The organism is Enterococcus sp. JNUCC 77, assembly GCF_054819945.1.
Map to the genome: position 1 here is coordinate 1,857,486 of NZ_JBTHIG010000001.1, position 26,862 is coordinate 1,884,347.

Annotated in this window: 21 protein-coding genes; 8 read left to right on the plus strand and 13 right to left on the minus strand. The window is 35.2% G+C overall.

The window, feature by feature from the left end; translation table 11 throughout:
* Window positions 1-157 precede the first annotated feature (157 nt).
* Both ACVWNY_RS09110 and ACVWNY_RS09115 read left to right on the plus strand, forming a co-directional pair.
* The gene (locus ACVWNY_RS09110; protein WP_454071268.1) at window positions 158-745 is read left to right on the plus strand and encodes a CYTH domain-containing protein; all 588 of its coding nucleotides are present in this window, start codon (window positions 158-160) and stop codon (window positions 743-745) included.
* A gap of 23 nt (window positions 746-768) precedes the next feature.
* Window positions 769-1,410, plus strand: coding sequence for a DsbA family protein (locus ACVWNY_RS09115; RefSeq protein ID WP_218326763.1), 642 nt, complete (start codon window positions 769-771; stop codon window positions 1,408-1,410).
* Window positions 1,411-1,452: 42 nt separating this feature from the next.
* On the opposite strand, the gene pepF is transcribed toward ACVWNY_RS09115, so the two are convergent.
* The 4 genes from pepF to spxA form a co-directional block, all read right to left on the minus strand.
* On the minus strand, window positions 1,453-3,273 hold the full coding sequence (pepF, locus tag ACVWNY_RS09120; protein ID WP_218326764.1) for an oligoendopeptidase F: 1,821 nt from the start codon (window positions 3,271-3,273) through the stop codon (window positions 1,453-1,455).
* Window positions 3,274-3,336: 63 nt separating this feature from the next.
* Window positions 3,337-4,332 carry a competence protein CoiA gene (locus tag ACVWNY_RS09125; protein WP_454071855.1) on the minus strand — a complete coding sequence of 332 codons (996 nt, stop codon included), beginning with the start codon at window positions 4,330-4,332 and terminating at the stop codon, window positions 3,337-3,339.
* A 63-nt stretch (window positions 4,333-4,395) separates the two neighbouring features.
* Window positions 4,396-5,040 carry an adaptor protein MecA gene (locus ACVWNY_RS09130; RefSeq protein WP_218326766.1) on the minus strand — a complete coding sequence of 215 codons (645 nt, stop codon included), beginning with the start codon at window positions 5,038-5,040 and terminating at the stop codon, window positions 4,396-4,398.
* 154 nt (window positions 5,041-5,194) lie between these two features.
* Window positions 5,195-5,593: a transcriptional regulator SpxA gene (gene spxA / locus ACVWNY_RS09135; RefSeq protein WP_218326767.1), complete on the minus strand. Its 399-nt coding sequence runs from the start codon at window positions 5,591-5,593 to the stop codon at window positions 5,195-5,197.
* A 761-nt stretch (window positions 5,594-6,354) separates the two neighbouring features.
* Here spxA and ACVWNY_RS09140 point away from each other — a divergent pair.
* On the plus strand, window positions 6,355-7,068 hold the full coding sequence (locus ACVWNY_RS09140; protein WP_218326768.1) for an HAD family hydrolase: 714 nt from the start codon (window positions 6,355-6,357) through the stop codon (window positions 7,066-7,068).
* 12 nt (window positions 7,069-7,080) lie between these two features.
* Here the strand turns inward: ACVWNY_RS09140 and ACVWNY_RS09145 are convergent, their stop codons facing one another.
* From ACVWNY_RS09145 to ACVWNY_RS09155, 3 genes are read right to left on the minus strand one after another with little or no spacing between them, the layout of a single operon-like run.
* A complete protein-coding gene (locus tag ACVWNY_RS09145; RefSeq protein ID WP_454071269.1) occupies window positions 7,081-10,257 on the minus strand; it encodes an SNF2 helicase associated domain-containing protein in 3,177 nt (1,058 codons plus the stop codon).
* On the minus strand, window positions 10,254-13,382 hold the full coding sequence (locus tag ACVWNY_RS09150; RefSeq protein WP_454071270.1) for an AAA family ATPase: 3,129 nt from the start codon (window positions 13,380-13,382) through the stop codon (window positions 10,254-10,256). Before ACVWNY_RS09150 ends, ACVWNY_RS09145 begins: the two co-directional genes overlap by 4 nt.
* Complete coding sequence (locus ACVWNY_RS09155) at window positions 13,382-14,518, minus strand: exonuclease SbcCD subunit D (protein WP_454071271.1); 1,137 nt, start codon at window positions 14,516-14,518, stop codon at window positions 13,382-13,384. Before ACVWNY_RS09155 ends, ACVWNY_RS09150 begins: the two co-directional genes overlap by 1 nt.
* Window positions 14,519-14,673: 155 nt before the next feature.
* Here ACVWNY_RS09155 and ACVWNY_RS09160 point away from each other — a divergent pair, with 155 nt between their 5' ends.
* Entirely contained in the window at window positions 14,674-15,405 is a 732-nt protein-coding gene (locus ACVWNY_RS09160; RefSeq protein ID WP_438719696.1) for a DUF554 domain-containing protein, read from the plus strand.
* Between the two features lie 55 nt (window positions 15,406-15,460).
* On the opposite strand, the gene ACVWNY_RS09165 is transcribed toward ACVWNY_RS09160, so the two are convergent.
* Window positions 15,461-16,099, minus strand: coding sequence for a lysophospholipid acyltransferase family protein (locus ACVWNY_RS09165; RefSeq protein WP_454071272.1), 639 nt, complete (start codon window positions 16,097-16,099; stop codon window positions 15,461-15,463).
* An 80-nt stretch (window positions 16,100-16,179) separates the two neighbouring features.
* Between ACVWNY_RS09165 and ACVWNY_RS09170 the strand changes: the two genes are divergently transcribed.
* Window positions 16,180-16,914, plus strand: a complete 735-nt coding sequence (locus ACVWNY_RS09170) for a tRNA1(Val) (adenine(37)-N6)-methyltransferase (protein WP_454071273.1) — start codon at window positions 16,180-16,182, stop codon at window positions 16,912-16,914.
* On the plus strand, window positions 16,904-17,179 hold the full coding sequence (locus tag ACVWNY_RS09175; RefSeq protein ID WP_218326775.1) for a GIY-YIG nuclease family protein: 276 nt from the start codon (window positions 16,904-16,906) through the stop codon (window positions 17,177-17,179). The genes ACVWNY_RS09170 and ACVWNY_RS09175 overlap by 11 nt, the downstream gene beginning before the upstream one ends.
* Window positions 17,180-17,207: 28 nt before the next feature.
* Here the strand turns inward: ACVWNY_RS09175 and ACVWNY_RS09180 are convergent, their stop codons facing one another.
* The 4 genes from ACVWNY_RS09180 to hisS all read right to left on the minus strand — a co-directional run bounded on the left by ACVWNY_RS09180 (window position 17,208) and on the right by hisS (window position 23,399).
* On the minus strand, window positions 17,208-19,085 hold the full coding sequence (locus ACVWNY_RS09180; protein ID WP_454071274.1) for an acyltransferase family protein: 1,878 nt from the start codon (window positions 19,083-19,085) through the stop codon (window positions 17,208-17,210).
* A gap of 160 nt (window positions 19,086-19,245) precedes the next feature.
* The gene (locus ACVWNY_RS09185) at window positions 19,246-20,124 is read right to left on the minus strand and encodes a YitT family protein (protein WP_218326777.1); all 879 of its coding nucleotides are present in this window, start codon (window positions 20,122-20,124) and stop codon (window positions 19,246-19,248) included.
* A 103-nt stretch (window positions 20,125-20,227) separates the two neighbouring features.
* Entirely contained in the window at window positions 20,228-22,000 is a 1,773-nt protein-coding gene (aspS, locus tag ACVWNY_RS09190; protein ID WP_218326778.1) for an aspartate--tRNA ligase, read from the minus strand.
* Window positions 22,001-22,100: 100 nt separating this feature from the next.
* Window positions 22,101-23,399: a histidine--tRNA ligase gene (gene hisS, locus ACVWNY_RS09195; protein ID WP_218326779.1), complete on the minus strand. Its 1,299-nt coding sequence runs from the start codon at window positions 23,397-23,399 to the stop codon at window positions 22,101-22,103.
* A 416-nt stretch (window positions 23,400-23,815) separates the two neighbouring features.
* Here hisS and ACVWNY_RS09200 point away from each other — a divergent pair, with 416 nt between their 5' ends.
* Window positions 23,816-24,748 (plus strand): aldo/keto reductase, encoded by a 933-nt coding sequence (locus tag ACVWNY_RS09200; RefSeq protein WP_454071275.1) that lies wholly within the window; start codon window positions 23,816-23,818, stop codon window positions 24,746-24,748.
* A gap of 84 nt (window positions 24,749-24,832) precedes the next feature.
* Window positions 24,833-25,768, plus strand: coding sequence for an aldo/keto reductase (locus ACVWNY_RS09205; protein ID WP_454071276.1), 936 nt, complete (start codon window positions 24,833-24,835; stop codon window positions 25,766-25,768).
* 41 nt (window positions 25,769-25,809) lie between these two features.
* Here the strand turns inward: ACVWNY_RS09205 and ACVWNY_RS09210 are convergent, their stop codons facing one another.
* Window positions 25,810-26,769, minus strand: coding sequence for a D-2-hydroxyacid dehydrogenase (locus ACVWNY_RS09210; protein WP_454071277.1), 960 nt, complete (start codon window positions 26,767-26,769; stop codon window positions 25,810-25,812).
* Window positions 26,770-26,862: the final 93 nt, after the last annotated feature.

Sequence of the window (26,862 nt, forward strand, 5' to 3'; positions counted from 1 at the left end):
AAAATTAACTTCCACTTTCTGATAAATCTTTAATTGTTACAGTTTATTTACATTTTTATGGAATAATTACTTAACATTTGACGCGACTAAAGGTTATGTGTCAATATACCTTAGGGAGATTTTTACCCTGCAGATTGTATATAGAGGAGCATTTTTTTTGGCGCAGGAATTAGAGATTGAATACAAAACAATGTTAACTGAAGCTGAATATCAATTAGCTATAAATAAATTTGGTTTAGAAAATGTTGCTGCTTTCACTCAAACCAATCTATATTTTGATACAGCAGCTTCTGACTTAAAGAATCAACATTGTGGCTTACGAGTGCGCTATTTTCAAAATGCTGCTGAAGCAACCTTGAAAATCCCACAAAATGTGGGCTTATTGGAGGTTACTGACAAACTTACTTTAATTGAAGCTAAAAATGCTGAAGAAACAGGTGCTTTTCCTAAAAATACACCTGCAATCCAGGAACAACTGCAAAAAAATGGTGTTATAGTGAATAATTTGCAACTATTGGCAAGCCTAACGACTAAACGGATTGAGCAAACGATTGCTGTTGGCAAATTGGCACTTGATGAAAGTTGGTATGCAGGTCTTCATGATTTTGAATTAGAACTGGAAGTCCAAGATAGTCAGACTAGCGAAGCAGAATTTTTAACATTATTAAAGGAAGCAGGTATCTATTTTCAACCTGCCAAAAATAAAATACTCCGTGCTATTTCAGCTCAGAGTATTTCGAACTAAAAAAATCATGAGGAGGCTACACGTTGCTGGAAGTTTTTTTGTTTGTTAACCCCATCGGTATAAAATGTCGAAAAATTGAACAAAGACTCTTAAGTATTATCAAGCGCAGTGAAGTTAAATTTCAATTACGTTTAGTGCCCTTGATAAATTTAACAACTGTCACAAATTACATAGATAGCCTTGAAGGCAATCAGAACGACCTTAACTTAAGAAATCAACTCACAAATATAATGTATCAAACAGCTATTGATGTAAAAGCTGCACAAATGCAAGGAAAAAAATGTGGTCGAGATTTTTTATTAAAGATTCAAGAAGAAATTGGTCAAAAGAAAAAAAATTATTCTGAAGAACTCGTCTTAGATATCTTTCAAGGAACTTCTGGTGATTTGGAAATGTTTTTAGAAGATCGTCAATCAAGTTTTGTAAAAGAAGCTTTTCTGTTAGATCAACAATTGGCACAAGAGATGGCTATTCAATCACACCCATCAGCAGTCATCTTTAATTGTTCTGGTGAGATGGAAATTGGCGTCAAAGCACAAGGATGCGAAGAGCTAGAATTATTAATGGATCAATGTGAAAGCACTAAAAATTTAAGACAATTATTTGAATCACATTGCGGGCAAGTTTATCAAAAAGCCAGCAATGAACATTTATCTTTACTATAAAAAAATAGGCTGCCTAAAATTAATTTTAGGTAGCCTATTTTTTTATTGCCCTTTAATTTCTGCTACTAAAGTTTCCAGTTCATCTAAACGATTCGCAAAAACTTCCATCGCATCTTCAATATATTCCGGTTTAGTCATATCAACACCAGCTTTTTTCATCACTTCAATCGGATAATCACTGCTACCAGCTTTTAAATAATTTAAATAAGCTTCTAAAGCTGACTTATCTTCTGCCACAATTTTTTTCGCTAAGGCGCTAGCTGCAGAAAAACCTGTTGCATATTGATAAACGTAATAATTATAGTAAAAATGTGGAATCCTTGCCCATTCATCTTTAATTTCCGGATCATCTTCAATTACAGAACCGTAATACTTTTTATTTAGTTCTCCATAATACGTACTCAAATGTTCACTCGTTAAAGGTTTGCCAGCAGCATCTTCAGTGTGAATAAAATGCTCAAACTCCGCAAATTGTGTTTGACGGAAAATTGTCCCTTTAAATCCATCCAAATAATGGTTTAAAATATACGCCCGCACTTTTGGATCTTTTTCGGTTTCCAATAAATGGCTCGTTAAAATGTTTTCATTCGTTGTCGAGGCAATTTCTGCTAAGAAAATTGAATAGTCACCATACACATAAGGTTGATTGTGACGTGTAAAGTAGCTGTGCACACTATGTCCCATTTCATGCACCAAAGTAAATAACTCATTCAATTGATCATGCCAATTTAATAGAATATATGGATTGGTATCATATGCACCCGATGAATATGCGCCACTGCGTTTTCCTTGATTTTCTACCACATCAATCCAACGATTTTCAAAAGCTTCTTCAACAATCGCTAAATATTCCTCACCAAGAGGCTGTAAAGCAATCAAGGTTTTCGCTTTGGCTTCTTCATATGTGAATTTAACCGGCGCTTCAGCAAGTAAAGGTGTGTACATATCATACATATGCAATTGTGATACACTTAATAATTCTTTACGTAGCTCAACATAACGATGCAATAATGGTAAATATTGGTTAACAACTAAAATCAAGGTATCATAAACATTTTCTGGAATATGATTACTTGCTAAGGCTGCTTCTCTAGCAGACTTATAACCACGAACTTTAGCTTTGTAATTATGTCCTTTGACATGTGAGCTAAGAGTTTGGGCAAAAGTATTTCTAAATTGATGATAGACTTCATATAGTGCCTCAAAAGCAGCTTTGCGGACATTTCGATTAGTACTCTCCATCAGTTGTCCATAAATACCATGAGTTAATTGAACCTCATCACCATTTTCATCTTTAACAATCGGAAATTTCAAATCTGCATTGTTCATAATACTAAAAGTATCTGATGCACTGCCAAAAATCTCACTAGCACCGGCTAATAATGCTTCTTGCTCTGCCGGCAAAATATGGGCTCTTTCAGCTAAGATTTGTTCTACAAAATGACGATATACTGCCAATTTAGGTTCTTGTTCAAAGTAATCCCAGATCGTTTCATCTGATAAAGACAAGACCTCAGGTTCAAACCAACTAACTGCTTCACTAGTTTGAGCAATTAAGCTTGATGCGCGGGCATATAAACCTTGATAAGTTGTATTTGCAGTATCTTGGTCATTTTTTAAATGTGCATAAACATAAATAACTTCGGCCTTACGATAAATATCTAAAATATATTCTATTCCGGCAAGAAATTTTTCTGCACTTATCTTTAAAGTTCCCTTTACTTGATCAGCATTTTTTAATTCGCTAGCTAATGATTCAAAAGCTGTTTCGAAAGACTGTTCACTGGGAAAAATCTGGGTTAAGTCCCAAGTTAACGCCTCAGGTACTTCCGTTCTAGTCGGTAATTGTTTTGCTTGATTCATGAATTGCACACTCCTTTTACTTCTAGTTGATTCATCTTACCATATTTTTTTAAAAGATGGTTTCTAAATAGATTTCTCGCTTTTTTTCAGTAAAAAAATACTTTCTTGCCACAATTTATCCAAAATCTCCTGTTGTTTAATTCTAGGGAATCCCCAAAGAATTTTTTCATCAAGTAAGTATTTTTTAAATACTTCCATCACAATCGAATACTCACTAATTTCTTGTACTAAATAACGAAACAACAATATATCTGCTTGATAAAAGATAAAATACCAACTAGGCCAATAAAACCATTCTGGTAAGTATAATAAGTGTGTCTTTGCTTGATAAAAATATTTTTGCAAACGTAAAATATAAGGATCTTTCTTTATCAATTGCTGATTCAATCGTTTTTTCCAGTTGGATGCATCTGTTTTTCGCAGATGGATCAGCGGTTGTTGATTTTGAAAACTTGTCTGATAGATTTCTTTTAAAGAAACAGAGTATGGCATCCACTGATGACGATCAGCAAACAGTGCACCATTGATTTCTCGTAAAAAATAATATAAAAAAACACCTTGCTGATTCACTAGCCACAGATGCAAACCCTTGTCAGATGAAAAGCTGCAAAAAGCCTTTTGTAATTGCGTCAGTTTTTTCTCCGGAGTCAACTTCGGACCCAAAAGCCACCAATCCTCGTATTGATATTTATGATAACCGGCAATTCTTTCTACTAAACGACTTATTTTTAAAGGTGAACACTGGACTTCAATCACTAATTTTTGTGATAGTAAATCTGGACGCTGAGGAATTTCTGGCAAAATAGCTTCCATTTCCCAATCTTCCTCAAAAATCCTTCCCCATTTTTGAAAACCTTCTTTGTACGCTAAATGTTCCGCTGATTCTCCTTCTGAAAAACTACAACATTGACTATTTTTTAAATGAGAAAAATGTGGAATTTTTATCATACCTACTTTACAAATTAATCTTTCACCACAATCTGGACAATAGATGGTCCGATCTTTTTGTGTAGTCGATGCTTTAACAAGCTTTTTATTTTCATCAAAACCAAAGAGCATTTTTATCACCCTTAAAAAAGATACGCAAAAAAAAGATGATCCAAAAAGATCATCTTTCAATAATTATTTAAAATAGTTTCGCGTTGTTTCAATGGCATCTTGCCGCATCAACATTTTTCCGTATTCATCAAGAACTTCTGGAGAAACAGTCGTGCTATGGGTATATTCTAAAACTTCAGAAATAATGTCGGTCACTGCAAAATCACCGAAATATTCCGGATCAAAGAACACTAATAAATAGTACTGTCCGTTAAATTGATATAAATCACACCATGCATCATCTAAGAAATGATAGTTGGCTAACTCAATCAAATTTTCAAAACTATCTAAAGCAAATACTCTGACGCGTTCTACATCATCTTTTCCGCCATAACTTTTAGTTGAAGACAAAATCTGTTGTTGCATCAATTGATCAAAATCACCTGACTCTAACTCCAAGGCATCCGCAGCTTTGTTAAATTCTTCTTGAGACATGTTTTTGCTAATGAATAATTCAAGCCCGTCTTTTTTCGGTAACACTTGAAATGTTACTGCCTCACTGCTTTTAAACTCGTCTTCTACATCCACTTCTTCTAAAATGGAATAAAAGAATGATTCAATTTCACGATGGTTACCTAACAAATCTAAAAAAGTAATGCCACGATCTGCTAGATCTTCATTACCAATCAAGACTCGAATGGTATTTTCATTGATGTGCTCCATCTCCATCTAAACACACCTCATTTCATTTAGATATATAACCTTATTGTAACTGATTCCAACAAAATGTAAAGAAAGCACGTTTACTTTATGATGAAAAAATTAAAAAACTAGCCGAAAATCCAATCTGGACCGGCTAGTTTAGTCTTTAAACTTTAATTAATTATAATCCCGCCATTAATTGTGCTTGGCGTAATTCGTATTGACGAACAACTCTTGGTAAGAAACGACGAATTTCGTCTTCATTAAATCCAACTTGTAGACGTTTTTCATCGATCATAATTGGTCGACGTAAAAGTCCTGGATTTTCTCTTACTAAATCTAATAATTCTTTTAATGATAAATCATCTAAATTCATGTTCAACTTTTGGAATACTTTTGAACGAGTTGATATGATCTCCTCAGTTCCATCTTCAGTCATTTGCAAAATATCCTTTAATTCGTCGATATTCAAGGGTTCAGAAAAAATGTTCCGTTCAACGTAAGGAATCTCATGTTCTTGTAACCAAGCACGTGCTTTCCGACATGATGTGCAGCTAGGGGAAGTATATAGTGTCAACATACATGTATCACTCCTTTTCTTGACCAATGTTAATTTTATAACAGAAGGCCATTTGCTTCTATCTGTTTACTATTATACATAAAAAACGTAACAAAAAAAAGAGGAGGAGTACATTTTTTTAGTAAATATTAGTGTTATTTAATTTTCCATCTTTTCTTATGCCATTGACCGCGCGGATTTGAAATATGTGAATTATTTCGAATTAATTTTTTATCATTTTCCTGTATTATTGAACAGGATTAAAAACTGTTATACTTTTATTATAAAATATTTATTTCTAGTTACTATTTTAATAAAAAGAATAATTTATTATGTTCTTCATCATTGGTTGAAATCGCCTTCTAGGTTGATGAATAGATGAATTTATTTACAATTTTGCTGATAGCAGTTTTTTTATTCTTATATTCATAACTAACATTTAGTTATTTTAAATTTAATCTATGGGAGAATATCTGTTCTATTTAGAGTTTATTTGTGCTCTTCAGGTTAAAAGTAAATATGATGTTTTTTAAGAATAATGGAAACTTTTAACAAAAAATGTGATTTTTTTTCATCATACTATTGTTCCACTTTTTTTGTTATCAATCATTATTTTAAAAAGGCTCAATTTTTTTGATTGAAGTTTTTTGATGTTTTTTTTCTTTGTTCAGCAATTTTTTAATATAACAAGAGCATTCTTTTTTTTTTAATATTTGACTTTTTAATCGATCTCTTTTCTTTTCTGATATACTAGTTTTATTACTAAATGAAGGAGGCAAAATATGATAAACGCGCTCGTTTTTGATGTTGATGATACTCTTTACCAACAAGTCGAACCTTTTAAAAATGCAATCATGAAAACTTTTCCGTCTTTTGACATAAATACCGTACCGAAATTATTTATCCGCTTTCGTTATCACAGTGATCTACACTTTGAGAAAAGTGTCACAGGTATTTGGTCTTTAGAAAAAATGCGAGAAGAACGAATAACCGCAGCTTTGAATGATTTAGACTTCAAAGATATCAATCCAGAATTAGCAAAAACTTTTCAAAACAATTATGAAAAAGAGCTAAGAGCTATTAAGCTAGATCCAGAAATCAAATCTGCTTTATCCTTTCTACACGAAAAAAAAATCCCACTTGGTATCATTACCAACGGACCAAAAGAACATCAACAGAAAAAAATTGATTCTTTACAAGTAACTGAATTTATTTCTCCAGAAGCTATTTTTATTTCTGGGGCAGTTGGTAGTTCAAAACCTGATGAATTAATTTTTAGTTTAGCTGCTAAACAATTGCAACTCCCAGCTGATAATATTCTCTATATCGGTGATAGTTATGAAAATGACGTGATTGGTGCAAAAAATGCTGGCTTCAAAGTTTGGTGGTTTAATCACCAGAACAGGAAACTGACAAAGGACCAACTACCATTTTTTGATTTGGAGATCAACACCTTTTCTGACATGTCTAAAAAAATTACCTCGCTAAATTTTTAGCGAGGCCTTTTTTTATTCGCCGAAACTTAAAATCATGCGAATATCATCTTCAGTTAACTTGCTAACTTGTTCTTCATTTCCTTGAATAACTTTTTGGAACAGCTCACGTTTTTCTTGTTGTAATTGATTCATCCGTTCCTCAATCGTCCCTTCAGCAATCATCCGCCAAACCTCGACGACTTTCTTTTGACCGATACGATGAGCTCGACCGGCAGCCTGTTCTTCCACTGCAGGATTCCACCATAAATCATATAGAATAACTGTATCAGCACCAGTAAGATTCAAACCTGTTCCACCAGCCTTTAAAGAAATCAAAAAGACATCTTTCTCACCAGCGTTAAAAGCATCCACCATATCAAGCCGATCTTTAACTTTAGTGCTGCCTCGTAAATAGAAACTACTAATCCCAATTTCAGCGAATTCCTCTTCCATTAAAGAAAGCATTCCAGTAAATTGTGAGAACAATAATACTCGCCGACCATTTTCTTTGGCTTGTTGGATTAACTCTTTGACTTGGTCAAGTTTACCAGAGCCTCCTTGGTAATCTTCCATAAATAAACGCGGGTCATCACAAATCTGGCGTAAACGAGTCAGACCAGCTAAAATACTAATTCTTTGCTTACGGAAGGTGGCCGAATCCATCTGATCAACTTCTTGTTTCATTCTCCGTAGATAAGCTAAATACACCGTTTTTTGTTCTTCTGTTAAGACACTTAAAACATTTGATTCGATTCTTTCTGGTAAATCTTGCAGTACTGTCGCTTTATCACGGCGTAAAACAAAGGGTTGAATCATTTTGGCAATCTCACTAACTTGTAGCTGGCGGAAATGCCCAATCGTTGGGAAAAACCCTGGCATCACAATTGAAAATAATGACCACAACTCTTCCAAATTATTCTCAATCGGCGTCCCACTTAAAGCAAAACGATGAGGAATTTTTAATTGCCGTAAAGCTAATGATGTTTTTGTGCTGGCATTTTTAACCATTTGGGCTTCATCTAAAATCAAATATTGATAGTTTTGAGCCTGATGTAAATCAAGATCTTGGCGCAAGCTAGCATAAGAAGTGACAACAATATCCACCGTTTCTGCTAACTGCTGCTCTCGTTCAGTCCGATTGCCTGAAACCACTACAACACTTAAAGTTGGCGCAAACTTTTTGATTTCTGCTTGCCAGTTATAAACTAAACTTGCTGGTGCAACTATAACCGTCTTAATTGCTTCACTTTCTTTTTTTGCTAACAAGAAAGTAATAACTTGGATTGTTTTACCTAAACCCATTTCATCAGCTAAAATACCGCCTAAGCCATAATCACTCAGCATAGTCAGCCATTTAAAACCAGTTACTTGGTAAGGACGCAACGTCGCTTCAAGTTCTTGCGGTATTTCTACCGGATAATCTTCAGGATGAGTTAAATCTTGAACCATTTTTTTAAAACTCTCGCTAAATTGCGCTTGGGGATTGTTTCTTAATTTTCCCTCTAGCACAATCCCTTGGCTTTTAGGTAAGCGAATAACGCCATTTTCTGCATTGATTCTTTCCCGTAAGTCACCAATCATCGCACTTGTTTCTTGAAAAGCTTCTGAATCAAAACTGATAATTTCGCCATTTTCCAAAGTATAAAAGCGATCATTTCTCAGTAAACTGTCTAACACTTGATCAATTTCACTATTATTAATCCCACTAATATCAAAATGAATATCTAGCCATGTGCCGCCTTGATCAACCTCGATTGTTGGCTGATACTCATCGCCATCTAAAAATAATTGGCGTAATTTTTTGCCCATCTTCACTTCTGCCAAACGTCGAAATGCTTCAATCTCAATTTTAAAGAAATAATACAAATTTTCTTTTGTTGGGATTTTTTTCTCAAAACCTGTATCAATTTTTGTATAACGGAACTGGTTAAATAAAGCCAAAATTTCGCCTTCTCTTTTACGATCTCGGAGAATTTCAACGTTATTTGGAATTTTCCCTTGATGCTCTTCATTGGTTGAAAAATAAGCATTGCCATAATGAAATTCTGCTTCTGCTTTAATCATTCCTTTAATCCGTCGAAAAATAACTACTGCCCGCAAAGGTTCTTCCTTCATTACTGCCGAAACTTCTGGTGCGATAATTACTTGACCAATTCTTCTTAAATGCGGTAAAACATCTGTGAATAAATGAGATAATTGTCTTTGTTCATAGGTAATCACAGGTTCTTTTAAACGTTTCATTAATTGCTTCAATGTTAAATAGGTATCTTGTTGTGCGTGACTCAATAAATAGTATTGGTCATCTTTAAAGCCTAAGAAATAATTACTATAATAATTGGTCATTCGATCTTCAATCGTCAACTCATAATGATTCTCTACTTTATCCAATTTGAATAGTAAAGGTAATTCTTGTGCTTCGGACAATTGATGATACGTTTTTTCGCCAATCTTAACTGTTAAGTTATCAGTTGCCTCCATGGCTTTTAATAAACTCTGCAAACGGTGCACAGGCAATAACAAGAAGCGCTTATCCAGTTTTCCTTTTACTTGTAAGCCACTTTTTCCTAGCAATTGATAAGTTTCACTGACACCAACTAAATCTTCAATAATATCACGGCAGCCGGGATTAAATGCCCCAGCTTCTATTTGAAAACGATATTGTTTATTTACAGTGTATGTCGTTTCCGTTTGATATGCGTGTAAAAAATCATAGATATTTTTTACAATATAACTGCGCCCATTCGGATCATTACTAATTTTTAAGGAAACAGCTAATAAGTCCAATTCGGTATGATACGGATTGGTAGGAATTGCCTCAACCACAAATTCAATCGTCAATGGTTCCACTTGCTCTTCATTTTTTTCAAGTCGAGTAAAGCCTTGATTCAATAAATCGGCAAAAGAAACAGTTTGTTGGACTGTCTGAACCTGAGAAGTTTGCGGTGTAATCACACGTGACATATTTTTTTCCCGTAGATAAAGTTCAACAGCTACCGTGTGTTTACAATAACTGTGTTCCTCCCAATAAGGACATTCACAAATATCATTTTCTTTACCACTGCCATCTAGATCTACTAAGTATAATTCGCTACCTAAAACTTCTGCATGCCAGACCCGATTGGCAGTATCCGCTACGACAGATAGCACCCGACCCTCTTTTAAATAAGTTCGTCCACGATCGATTACTTTTTCTGGTATACTCCATCTCATCTGACTTCACTTCTTTCTTCTAACTGATAAGTTATTTTGCTTTGACCAGAACCATTCGTTTTCACAATAATTTGTTGTGGGATACGCTCTTTTAATTCTTTAACATGACTGATAATACCAATCATACGACCTTTATTATCAACACTTTCTAAGGCAGTCATGGCCATCTCCAAAGCCTCTTCATCTAGTGAACCAAAACCTTCATCGATGAAGAGTGTTTCAATAGCAACACCACCGGCTTGATTTTGGATTACTTCTGCCAATCCCAATGCTAGCGATAAAGCAGCGATAAAGCTCTCACCACCTGATAAAGTTTGCGCGCTACGGACTTGACCGGCATGATCATCATAAACATTGATTTCTAAACCCGTACTACCCTTATAACTTCCAACAGTTTCATTTAATTCAAACTGATAACGATTGTTAGTCAACAACGTAAACTGCTGATTGGCCTTAGCTAAAACTTCATATAAATACCATTTTAACACGTATCGTTCCAATCCAATTTTTTTAGGATTGTCCCCATTCATGACATTAAAAAGTTGTGAAATTTCTTGCTGTTCACTTAATTGCTGTTGACTTTCAGCATGCAAAATTTCAATTTTATCAACTAGCTGTTGTTGTTGCCGGATGTGATTTTCTAATTGATAATATATTTTACGGGCTTCTTCTAGTCTATCTTGTATAGTTTTTAAAGCTACCGCTAAAATTTCTAGTTCAGGTTCTCTTTGATTTTCTAAGCGATTGCTCAAAACTTTTATTCGATCTTGTAAAATCAAACAACGATTTTCGAAGTCTTGTATCCGTGCCTTCAAATCGGCAGCAACATAATTTTTTTCTATCAATGAATTAAATGCTTCTCGCATCAGATCGGCTTGTCTTAAACCATCATTCACTATTGCTGTTTTTTCAGCAAGTTGTATTTCTTGATTAGTAATTGATTGGTCTAGTTGTTTTTTTCGTTCTGTTAATAAGGTAACCTGCGTTTTTAATTCTTGACCCATTTTCTGATGACTTTCAATCTTACTTAAATATCCTGAAACAGCTTGTTTTTCAATGGTAATTTTTTCTATGAGCTCTTCTAGTTGCCAATCATCAGTTTGTTCATTTAAAACTGCCAAACGACCTTCTAAAAGTTGTAAAGCAGCTGTTATTTCTGCTAATTGATTAACCAAAGTTTGCTCCTGCAACTCTAAATCTTTTTCAGTAAAACTTAATTCAGCCACTTCTTCAGCTATTTTTTTCAACTCTGCCAATTGTGTAGTAGTTTCGGTTATTTTTTTGGCAAGAAAATCTTCCATCTCAACTTGAGAAATAGAGATTTGATAAAAAGCAGTTAATTCTTTAAGGAAGTCTGTCTCTTCTTCAAGTAGCTGTTCTTGAATTTGCTGACGTTCAGCTTGTAGTTTTTTAAAGCTGACCCGTTGATTCTCAAAAACAGCCTGTGTTTTTTCTTTTTCAATCTGCAAATTTTTTAAAACGGCTTCTTTTTCTTCCATTTCAATTTGTAATGCTTGTAGCTCAATTAGAGAAATTTCTGCATGTTTTGCTGGATTAGGATGTTCTGGAGAGCCACAAACAGGACAAGCCTCACCTGGAATCAGTTGCATGCTTAAACGAGCGATTTCTAAGCTCGCCCAACGATGCTGAATTTGTTGAAATTCAGCAGTCGCGCTAGTCATTTGATTACTTAAGCGAGAAGTCTTTTCGATTAGTTTTGCTAATTCGATTTGCTGATCTTCTTCTAACTCTTGTAGCTCAAATTCACGCTGTCGTTTTCTAGTTAACTCAGTACAGATTGTCTGAAATTGTACTTCTTGATAACGACGTTCTTGAAATTCTTTTTCAGAGTGTAATTTTTCTTTTAGATTAGCGATTTTTTCTTGTCGTTGCTGGCGTTCAAGCTTAAATTTTTCCAATTCATCTGCTTTTGACTGTTGTTTAGTTAGCAGCTCTGATTGCTCCGTTTGCAATGTGTGTTGCTGTTCTAATAACGGTAAGATATTTTCTAATCGTTGAAGCTGTTGTTGGCGCTCTTTCCATTCTTCAGTTTCCAACTGTAAAGTTGCTTCTGTTGTTTCCCATGTAGCTTGTTGAGTTTCTACTTTTTCAATTTCATTAGTATTATTAATAAATTCTTCTCGAAGAGTTTTTAAGATACTTTGCTGCTTGATTTCTTCATCCATGAAAGGTTGGATTTTTTCAATTGTTTCAGCGATGATTAACTGTTCTTTTATTGCTGCAATTTCAGGTAATTCTTGGTTTTGTTCTGCTAAAACGACTTTCGTTTGGTGGTACTCTTTAAAATAAGCCGCCAACTGCTGAGCTTCATTAAAAATCGTTTGTTTTTCAATTACTTCTTTTTGCAATCTAGTTAAACTAATTTCTTGGTCAGACAATTTTTTCTTTTCAATAGTTAAATACAGATGAGTATTATTTAATGATTCTTGATAACTTAAGCCTTTTTCACTTTCTATTTGTTCAAATAATTGATCAATCAGTACCATCGTTTCTGCAACTTCTTGATCATAGGCCTGTCTTTTTTGTTTCAATTTTTCGGTAAAACGGCGATAAAAACCGGTTCCAAAAATATTTCTTAATAAAGACTCTTTTTCGGTACTATTGGCCATTAAAAAGTTGCGAAATTCTCCTTGGGGCAACATCACAATTTGGCGAAATTGTTCTTTTTCCAAATGTAATAGTTGACTTAAGAACTCCCGCACACGATCAATTTTTTGATAACTCTCAATTTCTCGATTATTTTCATCAAAAATCGTTAATTGCACTTTTTGATTTTTAATCGTATTTCCCTTGCCGTTTTTTTTGGCGATCGTCTGTTTCGGCTGACGTTCAATTTGATAAGTTCTACCATGATGGACAAAAGTAAATACCACTCTTGTTAAGTCGGTACTTTTGGCAAAGATAGACCGGATTTCTTCAGCACTGCGCAAATCCCCCGACGGATCACCGAACAAAGCGAAAGTGATAGCATCAAAAATAGTAGTCTTTCCAGCACCCGTTTTCCCACTGATCAAGAAAAGTGGCGACGATTGTAGTTTTTCAAAATCAACGGTTTCATTTAAAAAGGGGCCAAAATTTTCCATCTTTAGTTCTTTAGGTACCATTATTTTTCGCCTCCTTCTTTCAAGGCTTGTGATAATTCCGCTTGAATCCATTCAATTTGTTTAGCTGAAAGATTTTCTTCTGTCACCTCAGTAAAAAAGTCCATGACTAATTCTTGCGGCCCTTTGCTTTTTATGCGAGCGGCTTTTTTTTGATTTTTTACGCTATTTTCTCGTCCAGTAGCTCGTTCTATTTGTAAGATATGAGGATAAATTTCTTTTAATTGGTTCATTACATTAGGAATGATGGCACGATCTGTCAATAATATCGATAAATAATCATCCCGTTTAATTGATTGATAAAATTTTGGATCTGTTAATTCTGAAAAGCTACCAGTTATTTCAACAACTTCGTATAACGGTGCCAAAGTTTTAAACTCAAAGCTTACTTTGTCGCTAGTATCTACAATAAAAACACCTTTTGCCTGATCTTTTTCCGATAAAGAATACTTTAATGGCGAGCCACTATAACGAGCATTTGGTAATTGCAAAGCATTTTTATGATGCAAATGTCCCAATGCTACATAATCAAATGGAGCCAATAGATGACCATCGATCCCGTCTAAGCCGCCCACTTCTATTTTTGTTTCCGAATCTGTCTTACTGGCACCCGTCACAAAAAAATGGCTAACCAGAATATGTTTCTTTGTTGGATCAAAGCTGTCTACAATTTTTTCTATCACTTTTGGCATTGCATCATGAATCGATCGAATAGATTCATCTTCAAAATAAATTCGTGCATCTACTGGTTCAAAATATGGCAACAAATAAAAATCTGTTTGATCAATCGTGATTGGTTCAAAGCTTTCAGCTAACCTAGATTTTAATTCATATTGAGTCTGGCTAAACCAGATAGACCCTGCACCTAAACGCGTGCCACTATCATGGTTCCCAGAAATGACTAACACCGGCAATTTTGCTTCTAAATTAATTTCAGCAATCACTTGATTATATAATGTTACACTGGTTTCTGGCGGAATCGAACGATCATAAATATCACCCGCAATCACCACAGCATCCACTTTTTCTGACAAAGCTAGGGCAACTATTTTTTGTAAAATGTCTTTTTGCTGGTCATACAAATCATAACCATGCAATTTTTTCCCTAAATGCCAATCTGCGGTATGTAAAAACTTCACGTCATCACCTTTTTCTAAAAATAGTCCTTCCCAATATTATAACAGAATTAATGTTTATTTACCTTTTATGCTCCATCAATCCTGAAAATCATCTTTTTATTTCATGAAAGATACGTTAACATTAGGAAGTAAAGAATGGATTTGGAGGTCTTAGTTTGCCAATTGGAATTATCGTTAACTCAATCGTGATTATATTAGGTGGTATCATCGGAGGGTTACTCGGACACTTAGCTACTGAAAGAATAAAATATGAATTAAATGGTGTCTTTGGCATTTGTGCCATCGCCATGGGAATTCCCAGTATTACTCAAATGGCCAATATGCCCGCCGTCATCTTAGCAGTCGTTGTCGGTACTACTTTAGGTTTGGTTTTCCATTTTGGTCAGCAAATTGAAAAAGTCGCTGCTTTAATGCAACGACCGATTGGAAAAATATTTCCTCACGAAAACTTAGCAATTTCCCATGATGAATTTATCAATAGTTTAGTTACAGCAATTGTATTATTCTGCGCTAGCGGAACAGGTATATACGGCAGTTTGACGGCTGGCATGACTGGTGATCATACGATCTTAATCGCCAAATCTGTTTTAGATTTCTTCACAGCAGTTATTTTTGCTAGTAATTTAGGCTATGTCGTATCTGTAATTGCCTTGCCACAATTTGTTATCTTTTTTGCCTTATTTTTATTTGCCGGCGTGATTTTTCCAATGACTACACCAGAAATGATTCTGGATTTTAAAGCTTGTGGTGGCTTCTTAATGTTAGCGACTGGCTTTCGTATGAGTAAAATTAGGATGTTTCCTACTGCTGATATGATACCAGCGATGATTTTAGTGATGCCCATCAGCTGGGTTTGGTTGACTTATGTCCTGCCCTTTCTGCAATAAAAAAACTGTAAACAATCTCCAAATTTTGGATTTTGTTTACAGTTTGAGTAGTGAACTAATCTTGTTCACTACCTTTTTTATTTGGCAAATATTTATAATCTGGATTGATTTCATAATCCAGCTGATTAAAGGCAGTTTGTACTCTGCGTTCAATTTCTGCTAATCCAGCTGTATCAAGCTTTTTAATATCTGAAATATCAATCGGTGCACCATAACGAACGTAAACAGAACGACGTTTAAATAAATCAGAAAACTTTACTGGTCCTTGATAAACACTTGGTACAATCGGAACTTTTGCTAAACGAGCAATCAGGGCCATTCCACCTTTTAAATCCGACGAATGCCGCGTGCCACTAGGAAACATAATCAAGCCTTTGTCGGAGTCCTTTAACAATTTTACTGGTCGTTTGATAACACTTGGCCCGGGCTTATCACGATCCACCGGAAATGCATTCAAATGAACCAAAATATAACGAATAACAGCATTTTTATATAATTCTTCCTTGGCTAAAAATGCAAACTGCTTCGGCGATGCTCCTAGCGCCAAGTAAAAAGGATCCCACCAAGTCCGATGGGGGGCTACTAAAATATAGTTTTTGTCTTTTGGTAAATTTTCTTGCATTTGATAATGGGCATTGCCATTAATTAAGCCTAAAAAAATTCTTACAAAGCCACGAATAAATCTAAAAAACATTCTTTTTTCTCCTCTGTTCCTAAAGCGTACTAAACGTAGTATAATACATAGGCGTGATTTTTTTAAGGGGGATTTAACAATTGTTAAAAAATGGAGAAAGAATTGATCAACTTTTTGCTGAAGGTATTCAAATTATTCAAAGCTCTGAAGTTTTTTCTTTTTCAATTGATGCGGTCTTATTAGCTAATTTTGCCCGTGTCCCGAAAAAAGGAAAAATTATGGATCTATGTGCCGGAAATGGTGCCGTTGGTCTTTTTATTAGTCAAAAAACAGCAGCTGAAATCGAACAAATCGAAATTCAACCACGTCTTGCCGAAATGGCCCAACGAAGTATTTTACTCAACCATTTAGAAAATCAAATGACTATGCATCAACTGAACTTAAAAGATACATTGAGTATCTTTAGAAAAGATGCCTTTGATTTGGTTGTTTGCAATCCACCTTATTTTAAGGAATTGCCTCTCAGTCAAAAAAACCCTAATCCTTATCTAGCAATTGCCCGACATGAAATCGAAACAAATCTAGCTGAGGTGATCAAAATGTCGGCAGATTTACTCAAAACCAATGGTCGCTTTGCAATGGTTCATCGCCCCGATCGTTTTTTAGAAATACTGGATTGCTTGCGGGCCAATCGTTTGGCCCCGAAAAGAATTCAATTTGTCTATCCTAAAGCTGATAAAGAAGCCAATATTTTATTAATAGAAGCCATTAAAGATGGAAAAAATGATGGTCTACGTTTCTTACCACCATTAATTACTTATGATGATCAGGGAAACTATTCTCCACCGTTAAAGGATATGCTTTATGGCAACTAATGCGTATTTTTATGTTCTGTTGTGTCGTGATCAAACTTATTATGGCGGCTATACTACTGATTTGTCTCGTCGTCTAAAAGAGCATAATAGTGGAAAAGGTGCTAAGTATACTCATCCACTTAGTCGTCGGCCCGTTCAAATGGTTCATGCTGAAGTTTTTGACAGTAAAAGTGCCGCTATGAAAGCTGAATTTGCCTTTAAAAAATTAAATCGGCAAAAAAAGGATATCTATTTACAATCTAATCAACAAAAAAACGTTTTGTGAAAAATTTATCTCACAAAACGTTTTTATTTTATTGTCCTTTTACTAGGGCTTTCGTGATAAGACTAGTGTAATAGATATCGCCCTCTTCATTTGGATGGACTTGATCTTCATAAAACCATTCAGGATGATCTTTACTATAATCATACCAGTCAATGACAGTCAGATTCTTATATTTCTGGGCTGAAACATCCCATAATTGATTCACTTCATTTTGCCAACGCCGAGTTGGAACGTAAACATTGATTGCAACAACTCTTCGTTTTTTCCCGATAATCGACATAATTTGTGCAATGTCATCTTCAGTGAAAGCACCATTAGTTCCTAAACTTAATAATACCGTGTCTTCCAGTTTACCATCGTCTTTAATCGTTTGTAATTGTTCAATTCCATCAGCCAATTGGCGACCAACTTCACCATCCACCGTCATTTTAGGAAACAATGAGGTTAAACCGTTAGAACCAGCCAATAAAACGGAATCCCCGTATGCTGTAACGTTCATTCGTTTAGCAATATTTACTTCTGCATTGGTCAAGTTATATTTTTCAGCCAAACTGATTTCGCCAGAAGCTTCGGTGCTGTCTTTTGTTTCTGATTCCAAACTGTCACTAGTTTTTGTCTCCGCAGTTTGTTTTTCTTCCGCTGCTTTTTGATTATTTTTAATTTGTTCTTGCAATTTTTGTTGATTGGCATCGACTTGATTTGTTGGAGCAATAATTAATCCCACTAATGAAATAATAAACACTAGACTTCCGGCGATCAAGCCAATTTTTTGTTTACTTTTGATCGGAGCCATCACCCAATTTTTTACAACTGAAAAAGTTCTTGCATACTGGAATTTTCGTAAAGGATTTTCTACCAAACGATAAGAAAGTTCCGTAGCAATTAAAATCAAAATGATTTCAATTAAAGCGTGTAAATATACATGGTTGGCAATATTTATCTTAGCCTCATAAAAAATCATAATTGGAAATTGATACAAATAAATACCATAGCTTCTTTTTCCTAACCAAGCAAAAACTGGATTGGTTAAGAACCGATTCAAACTAGCGCCTGGATGAGCTGTAATCGCCACTAAAATGACTACTAACAAACTAATTAAGAACATCCCTCCATAATACAAAAAGGTGGTCCCATCTGAAATAGTGAAGAAACTAAGAATTAGCAAAGCCAATGAAACAAAACCAATAATATTTAGGGTTCGTTTAGCTTTGGGAGGAATTGTCATTTTTAAACGAGAACTGGGCCAAATATATGCGAGTGCTGTTCCTAAAAGAATTGAAAAAATTCGCGTATCAGTTCCATAATATACTCTTGTTGGATCTTGTCCAGGAACATATAAAATCGCCATCCATATGGCTGATAAAATCGCCAATGCTGTAACTGTTAAAAACATTTTTCCTCGATTTTTAACAAACTTCATCAATAAGATAAAAACGATTGGCCAAATTAAATAATTTTGTGTTTCAACTGCCAATGACCAAATGTGCGTAAAAGGAGATTCCGCAGCAAAGCGGTCAAAATAAGACATGCCATGATTAATCTGCCACCAGTTATTAACATAAGCCAAACTGCTCAAGACATTTCCCCGCAAATTATTCAATAAATTACGCTGAAATAAAGTAATATAAGCCGAAGCGAAAATCAACATCGTGACTAAAGCCGGATATAAACGACGCATGCGCCGATAATAAAATTGCTTAACCGCGATCCGACCATTTTGACGATATTCTTGTAGTAATAAATCCGTAATCAAATAACCGGAGACAACAAAAAATACCGGTACCCCTAAGAATCCACCTTGCATTGTATTAGGTAATAAATGATATAAAATGACACCAACTACCGCAAGCGATCGTAATCCATCAAATCCAGTAATATAGCGACTTGTTTTAAGTCTCTTCTCCATTTTTTTCTTCCATCTTTTCTTTCTATAATCAAAGCTACTTATATAGCTTAAAAGTTATTGCTTAAAAGTGCAACATTTACTAACAAATAATTTTTTTTCCTCATTTAAAATTAAAAAACTGCAAAGCAAGTGACACTCACTTACTCTGCAGTGATTAAATTTAGTCCATCGATTCTTCGTAAAAACGACCCAAAATTCGAACATTTTCTGAAATACTAACAAATGCCAACGGATCAGTTTCTCGCATAATGGCTTCTAATGCCGGTAATTCAAAACGAGTGACAACAGTAAACAAAATCGTCTGTTTGTCATGCTTATAAGCACCTTCTGCTTCATTAATTATTGTTATCCCCCGTCGCATACTATCTTGAATCGCTTCAATAACTTTATCGGGTTGCTTTGTAACAATCATGACTTGCATCTTTCGTTGTTTCGTATACAATGCATCAGTCAATTTCCCACTCATAAAGATAGCAAAGGCCGAATAAAACATGTAAGGCCAACCAAATAAAAGTCCCGCCACAAACATAATCATTACATTAAAAATCATCGAAATCGACCCAACTGAGCGACCAGTTTGTTTACGAATGGTGATACTTAAAATATCTAATCCACCAGATGACAAGCCATTTTTCAAGGCAAAGCCAATTCCTACACCTGAAATTGCGCCCCCGAATATCGCACAAATAATCGGGTCTGTTGATAAAGTCGTTTCGGGAATAATATGAATGAAAAAGGATGTTAAGAATACGGTAATAAAAGTAAAGAAAGTAAATTTATGACCAATTTTAAACCAAGCTAAAACAAATAACGGAATATTTAAAGCAAATAAAGTAATTGAAACTGGGACTGTGTGTCCGACAAATTGTTTAGACAAAGTAGTCAAAATTTGTGCGAAACCAGTAATCCCACTGGAATAAATATTTCCAGGTTGGTAGAAAAAATTCACCGCAATGGCAGCTATAAAAGCATAAACAACTGCCACCGATAATCTTGTTGCATAATCATGATAGGGCCAATCCGCTATCTTTTTTAACATGTAATTAAACGCCTCTTTCATCAAAAGTCACTCACATTATACGGAGTTTATTTGAAAAAAGAAAGCACCAACTGGATAAGTCTGTGCTTTCTTTAGGAATTTCTTATTCTTCGATGTTTGTTGTGTTAATGCTTAATTCATAAAGTTGTAATGGAGACACTGTGCTTGGCGCATCAGACATTGGATCAGCGGCTTTCCCATTTTTTGGAAAGGCAATTACTTCACGAATATTGTCTTCGCCCGCTAGTAACATCGCGAAACGATCTAACCCTAAAGCTAAACCACCAATTGGCGGAAAACCATAATCTAATGATTCCAACAAGAATCCGAATTGGTCATTGGCTTCTTCTCTTGAAAAACCTAATGTTTCAAAAACTTGTTCTTGTAATTCTCGTGTGTGAATCCGTAGTGATCCGCCACCTAATTCATAACCATTTAAAACAATGTCATAAGCTTGCGCATACACTTTTTCCGGATGGTCTTTTAAATCTGGAATAGACGATTCATTTGGCATCGTAAATGGATGGTGGGCAGACACATAACGTCCTGCTTCTTGATCAAATTCAAATTGTGGCCAATCCACGACCCAAAGATAATTAAATTTATCTTCATCGATTAAACCTAATTCTTTACCAACTTTTGAACGTACAGCACCTAGAGCAGTTACTGCAGTTAAAAATTGATCTGCTGCAAACATTAAGACATCACCAGGTTCTGCGTTGGTTACTTCTTTCAAATCAGTTGCGATATTACCAACAAACTTAGCGATTGGTCCAGTTAATTCGCCTGCTTCGTCAACTTTCATCCAAGCTAAACCTTTCGCACCAAATTGACTGACAAATTGACTTAAACGATCTAATTCTTTACGAGAATATTTGTCAGCGGCTCCTTTAGCATTTAACACTTTTACCACGCCACCATTATCAGTTGCCATACGGAATACTTTAAAATCTGTTGCTGAAGCTAATTCAGTCACGTCGATTAATTCCATTTCAAAACGAGTATCAGGTTTATCTGAACCGTAACGAGTCATCGCTTCATCCCAAGTAATCCGTGGGAAAGGTAACGTCACTTCGATTCCTTTAATATCTTTCATCACTTGAGCAATTAATTGTTCCGTGTATTCTTGAATTTCTTCTGCCGTTAAAAAACTAGTTTCAATATCGACTTGGGTAAATTCTGGTTGACGATCGCCCCGTAAATCTTCATCACGGAAACAACGAACGATTTGATAATAACGATCAAAGCCAGCAGTCATCAATAATTGTTTTAAAATTTGTGGTGATTGAGGTAAGGCATAAAAATGTCCTGGATGAACCCGTGAAGGCACTAAATAATCACGGGCACCTTCTGGCGTTGATTTTGCCAAAATTGGTGTTTCAATATCTAAGAAGTCATTATTGTCTAGAAAATGACGAATTGATTTAGTCAAATTATGACGTAATTTAATATTACTAGTCATTTTCGGACGACGTAAATCCATATAACGATATTTCAAACGGACTTCATCACTAATATTTTGGTCATCTTCAATTGAAAATGGAGGAGTTTTCGCACTATTTAAAATAGTGATGTCTTCACCTTTCACTTCGAATAATCCAGTTGCCATTTTTAAATTAACAGAATTTTCATCCCGCTTAATTACTCTACCAGTAATTTCAACGACAAATTCACTGCGGCATTGATCTGCAACTTCCCAAGCTTCTTTTGATTCTTCTGGATTGAAGACTACTTGGACAATTCCTTCACGGTCACGTAAATCAATAAAAATTAAGCCACCTAAGTCACGTCGCTTTTGGACCCAACCTTTTAAAGTAACTTGTTGATCCAAATATTTTTCGGAAACTAGTCCCGCATAAACTGTTCTTTTTGCCATCTTTGTTTTTCTCCTTTAACCAATTGTTTAATATTCATTTTTTTAAGTAAGTTTTGACAATGTCTCGTTACATCAGTTAAGGAACCTCTGAACGAAGATATTAATCAAAAACTGGTGTCATCATTTCATCGTAAATTTCATCAAAGTGATGATATATTTCAGTCAATGGGAAAGTTTTTTCAGCTCGTGTCGCTGAAGATTTCACATTGATTGTGCCATTTTCTAATTCCGCTTCTCCTAGCGTTAAAATTAACTTAGCTCCAGCTTTATCAGCTGATTTAAATTGCGCTTTTGCCTTGCGATCCATGAAATCACGATCTGCAGAGAAACCAAAATTACGAATGGACTGTACAATTTTTAAGCTTTCTATGTTCGTTAAAGCACCTATACCAACAACGTAAGCATCTAATTGTTTCGCTACTGGAATCAAAACATCTTCTTGTGCTAATGTCATTAAGATTCTTTCTTCACCCATCGCAAAACCAATTCCTGGTGTTTGTGGTCCACCTAGCTCTTCTACTAAACCATCGTAACGGCCACCAGCACAGATAGTCGATTGACTCCCCATTCCCGGTGCATCACTCATAATTTCAAAGATAGTATGCATATAATAATCTAAGCCACGTACCATGCGATGATCAATCTCATATGGTGTGCCTAAATGATCCAGTGTTTTCGTAACTTGTTCAAAATATTCTTTTGCATAAGGACTCAAGTAATCCAAAATACTTGGCGCATCCGTTACAAACTTTTGGTCTTTTTTATCTTTGCTGTCTAATACTCGTAAAGGATTTTCATGTAGTCGACGTTTTGAATCTTCACTCAGTTCATTTTCGTGTGGCAAAAGATAATCAATCAATGCTTGACGGTAATTTTGACGCGTTTCTTTATCACCTAAAGAATTAATCACCAGTCGAATATTTTTTAAACCTAACTGTTTAAAATAATCCATCGCCATTGACATTGTTTCAACATCTAAAGTTGGATTTTCACTTCCCAGCGCTTCAACCCCAATTTGATGAAATTGACGCAAGCGACCTTTTTGGGGGCGTTCATAACGAAACATTGGTCCCATATAAAATGCTTTGTAGGGTTTTTGATATTCTGGTCCAAATAATTTATTTTCTACGAATGCACGGACAACGGGTGCCGTTCCTTCTGGTCGTAATGTGACATGCCGATCCCCTTTATCATAGAAATCGTACATTTCTTTTGAAACAATATCCGTAGTATCCCCGACACTTCTAGCAATAACTTCATAATGTTCAAATATTGGTGTCCGAATCTCTTGATATTGGTAATCGTTAAATAATAATCGGGCCGTTTCCTCAATAAACAGCCAGTTGTCACTTTCACCTGGTAAAATGTCATTGGTGCCTTTTGGTCTTTGATAACTCATCTTTTATTTGCTCCCTTCTTTACATATGCAGTCAAAAAAAGCCCTCGTTCAAATGAACAAGGGCGAAATATCGCGGTACCACCTATTTTTTAGAGTTTCCTCTTCTCAAACAATTAACGCTTGCTAAACGGAATAGCTTTTCACTACTCATCTCCAGAATGTCTTTCAGCAGCCAGATGTGTGATTACTTTCAGCCAAGGCAATCATTTCTTTACAACACCACGTCACTTACTTTTTCCTTCATCGAAATTGAACTGTCAAAGTTTAAATTACTAAAAAAAAATGAGAAAGTCAAGGTTTCTCATTAATAAAAAGCAAGATAGTTTCTTTTTTTTCAACTTCATTTTAAACTGACCAACATAGAATTAATTTAACAACTAAATATATATTTTAAAATAAAGAGGAGCGTTTTAAAAATGACAGATGTTAGAATTGGAAAATCTCGTGTTTATGCAACGGATTTAGGCTTAGGAACCAATGCAGTCGGTGGTCATAATTTATTTAAGGGTTTAGCTGATGAAACTGGTAAAGAAGTGGTCCGAACTACGCTACGAAATGGTTTGACGTTACTGGACACAGCTTTTATCTATGGTCTTGGTAGATCAGAAGAATTAATTGGTGAGGTTTTACAAGAAGCTGAATTCGACCGAGCAAAAGTAATCATTGCTACCAAAGCTGCACAAGATTTATCACAAGACGGTGCGCCAAATAACTCACCAGAATTTTTAACCAACGCTGTTGAATCAGCTTTAGAAAGATTACAAACCAATTATATCGATATTTTTTACATCCACTTCCCTGATGAAGCAACCAATAAGCGTGAAGCAGTTGCAGCTTTACATGAATTAAAAGAGGCCGGTAAGATTCGAGCCATCGGTGTGTCTAACTTTTCTTTGGAACAAATTAAAGCAGCTAACTTAGATGGTCATGTAAATGTCGTCGAAGATCATTATAATTTGGTTCATCGAGAACTTGAAAATGAAGTTCTTCCTTATTTACAAGAAAAAAACATCGCTTTTATTCCTTACTTTCCATTGGCCTCAGGATTGTTAACGGGAAAATATAGTCAAACAGATACTTTTGCTAAAAATGGTAAGAACGGTAATCCTGACTTTCAAGGTGAAAGATTCCAACAGATTGTTTCCAAAGTTGACCAACTAAAACCGATTGCCAAAAATTATGATGCAACTGTTGCACAATTGGTTTTGGCTTGGTATTTAAAAAATCCAGCGATTGCTGCTGTCATTCCAGGTGCTAAAAAACCGGAACAAGTTTCAGCCAATGCCCAAGCCGTGGATATTCGTTTATCAAATATCGACTACGATTTAATCAATCAATTGTTCCAATAATACAAGTAAAAGTGATTCGAAATGATTTTGAATCGCTTTTTTTTTGACTTTCGATTAAACTATTATAAAAAGGAGCTGATAATTTTGGCAGATATTCAAATTGGTAAATCTCAGGTTTATGCTTCAGATTTAGGTTTAGGTACAAATGCGGTTGGGGGACACAACCTGTATCCTAACTTGAGTGACGAAACAGGAAAAGAAGTGGTTCGAGTAGCTTTACGTAATGGAATTACTTTATTAGATACTGCTTTTTCTTATGGTCACGGACACTCTGAAGAATTAATTGGAGAAGTCCTACAAGAAGAAGAATTTGATCGTGCCCGGGCGATCGTTGCTACCAAAGCAGCCCACGATCCCAAACAAGATTTCAAATTTAACAATAGTCCAGAATTTTTAAGAAATGCTGTAGAAGAAGCTTTACAAAGATTGCAAACAAACTATTTAGACATCTTTTATATTCATTTTCCAGATGAAAACACCGATAAACGTGAAGCAGTTAAAACCTTGCATGAATTAAAAGAAGCCGGAAAAATCCGCGCCATTGGTGTCTCGAACTTTTCTCTAGAACAATTAAAAGAAGCCAATACTAATGGCTATGTAGATATTGTTGAAGACCGTTACAGTTTAATACATCGAGAACACGAGAAAGATTTATTCCCCTATTTAGAAAAACACCATATTAGTTTTGTCCCTTACTATCCGTTAGATTCTGGTTTGCTTACTGGAAAATATGATCAAGAAGCAACTTTTCCTGCGAGTGATTTACGTAGTAAAAATCCCGACTTCAGAGGAGAACGCTTTAAAGAAATTATTACTAAAGTAGATCAATTAAAACCAATCGCAAAAAACTACGATGCCACAGTTACACAACTTGTTTTAGCTTGGTATATGAAACATCCACAAATTGGTATCGTGATTCCTGGTGCTAAGACACCTGATCAAGTTGAAGCCAATGCAAAAGCTGTTGACTTGCATTTATCACAGGCTGATTTTGATAAAATCAACCAACTATTTAAATAAGCAAATAGCGATGACGAAAAGTTGAACGTCATCGCTATTTTTTAATTGACTACATTTTTTGGCGTATCTTTTAAAAAGTTATCTAGATTGTCGACAGCTATATCCATCAACCGTTTGCGAGCTTCAGTTGGTGACCAAGCAATGTGCGGCGTAATTACCGCATTTTTGGCTTTTAATAATGGATTATCTGCTTGGATTGGTTCACTAGAAACAACATCCACACCGAGCGCAGAGATTTTTCCAGTATTTAAAGCTTCAGTTACCGCTTGTTCATCCAACAAACCACCCCGAGCTGTATTAATCACAATTACATCATTTTTCATTTGGTCAATCGCTGCAGTATTAATCATCTGAGTGGTTTCAGGAGTCTGGGGAACATGCAAACTAACAATATCTGCTTTACTATATAATTCGGCTAAAGACACTTGTCGATCACCAATATTTTGAGGTGTCTTTTCACGATGATTATAATAAATAACTTCCATTGAAAAACCATGAGCAATTTTCGCCACGGCTTGACCAATTGCCCCATAACCGATAATTCCAATAGTTTTCCCACTTAACTCTAAAGTGGGCGCTAAAAAATAAGTGAAATCTAAACTTTTTTGCCAATCTCCTTGATGAACGGAATGATCATGTAAACCTACACGACTTGCAATCTCCAATAATAAAGCAAAAGTAAATTGTGCGACAGCATCTGTTCCGTAAGTCGGAATATTGGTCACTGGAATATTTCTCTTGCGTGCGGCCTCAATGTCTACCACATTAAATCCTGTGGCGTTGACGCCAATGTACTTTAAATGAGAGGCTTTTTCAATCACTTCTGCAGATAAAATCACTTTATTTACTAGGACTATTTCTGCATCCCCGATTCGCTCTAAAATAATTTGCTCATTTTGTGGTGTGCGATCATAAATCGTCACCTCACCTAATTTTTCAAAGCCGGCCCAACTTAAGTCGCCTGGATTTAGTCCATGGCCATCTAATACAATAATTTTCATACTCAAACCTCTTTTTGGTTTATTATAACAAAAAAAGAGTTTAAAGCACTCGGCTCAAACTCTTTTTCCTAGCTTAAAATTACCTTTCCTGTT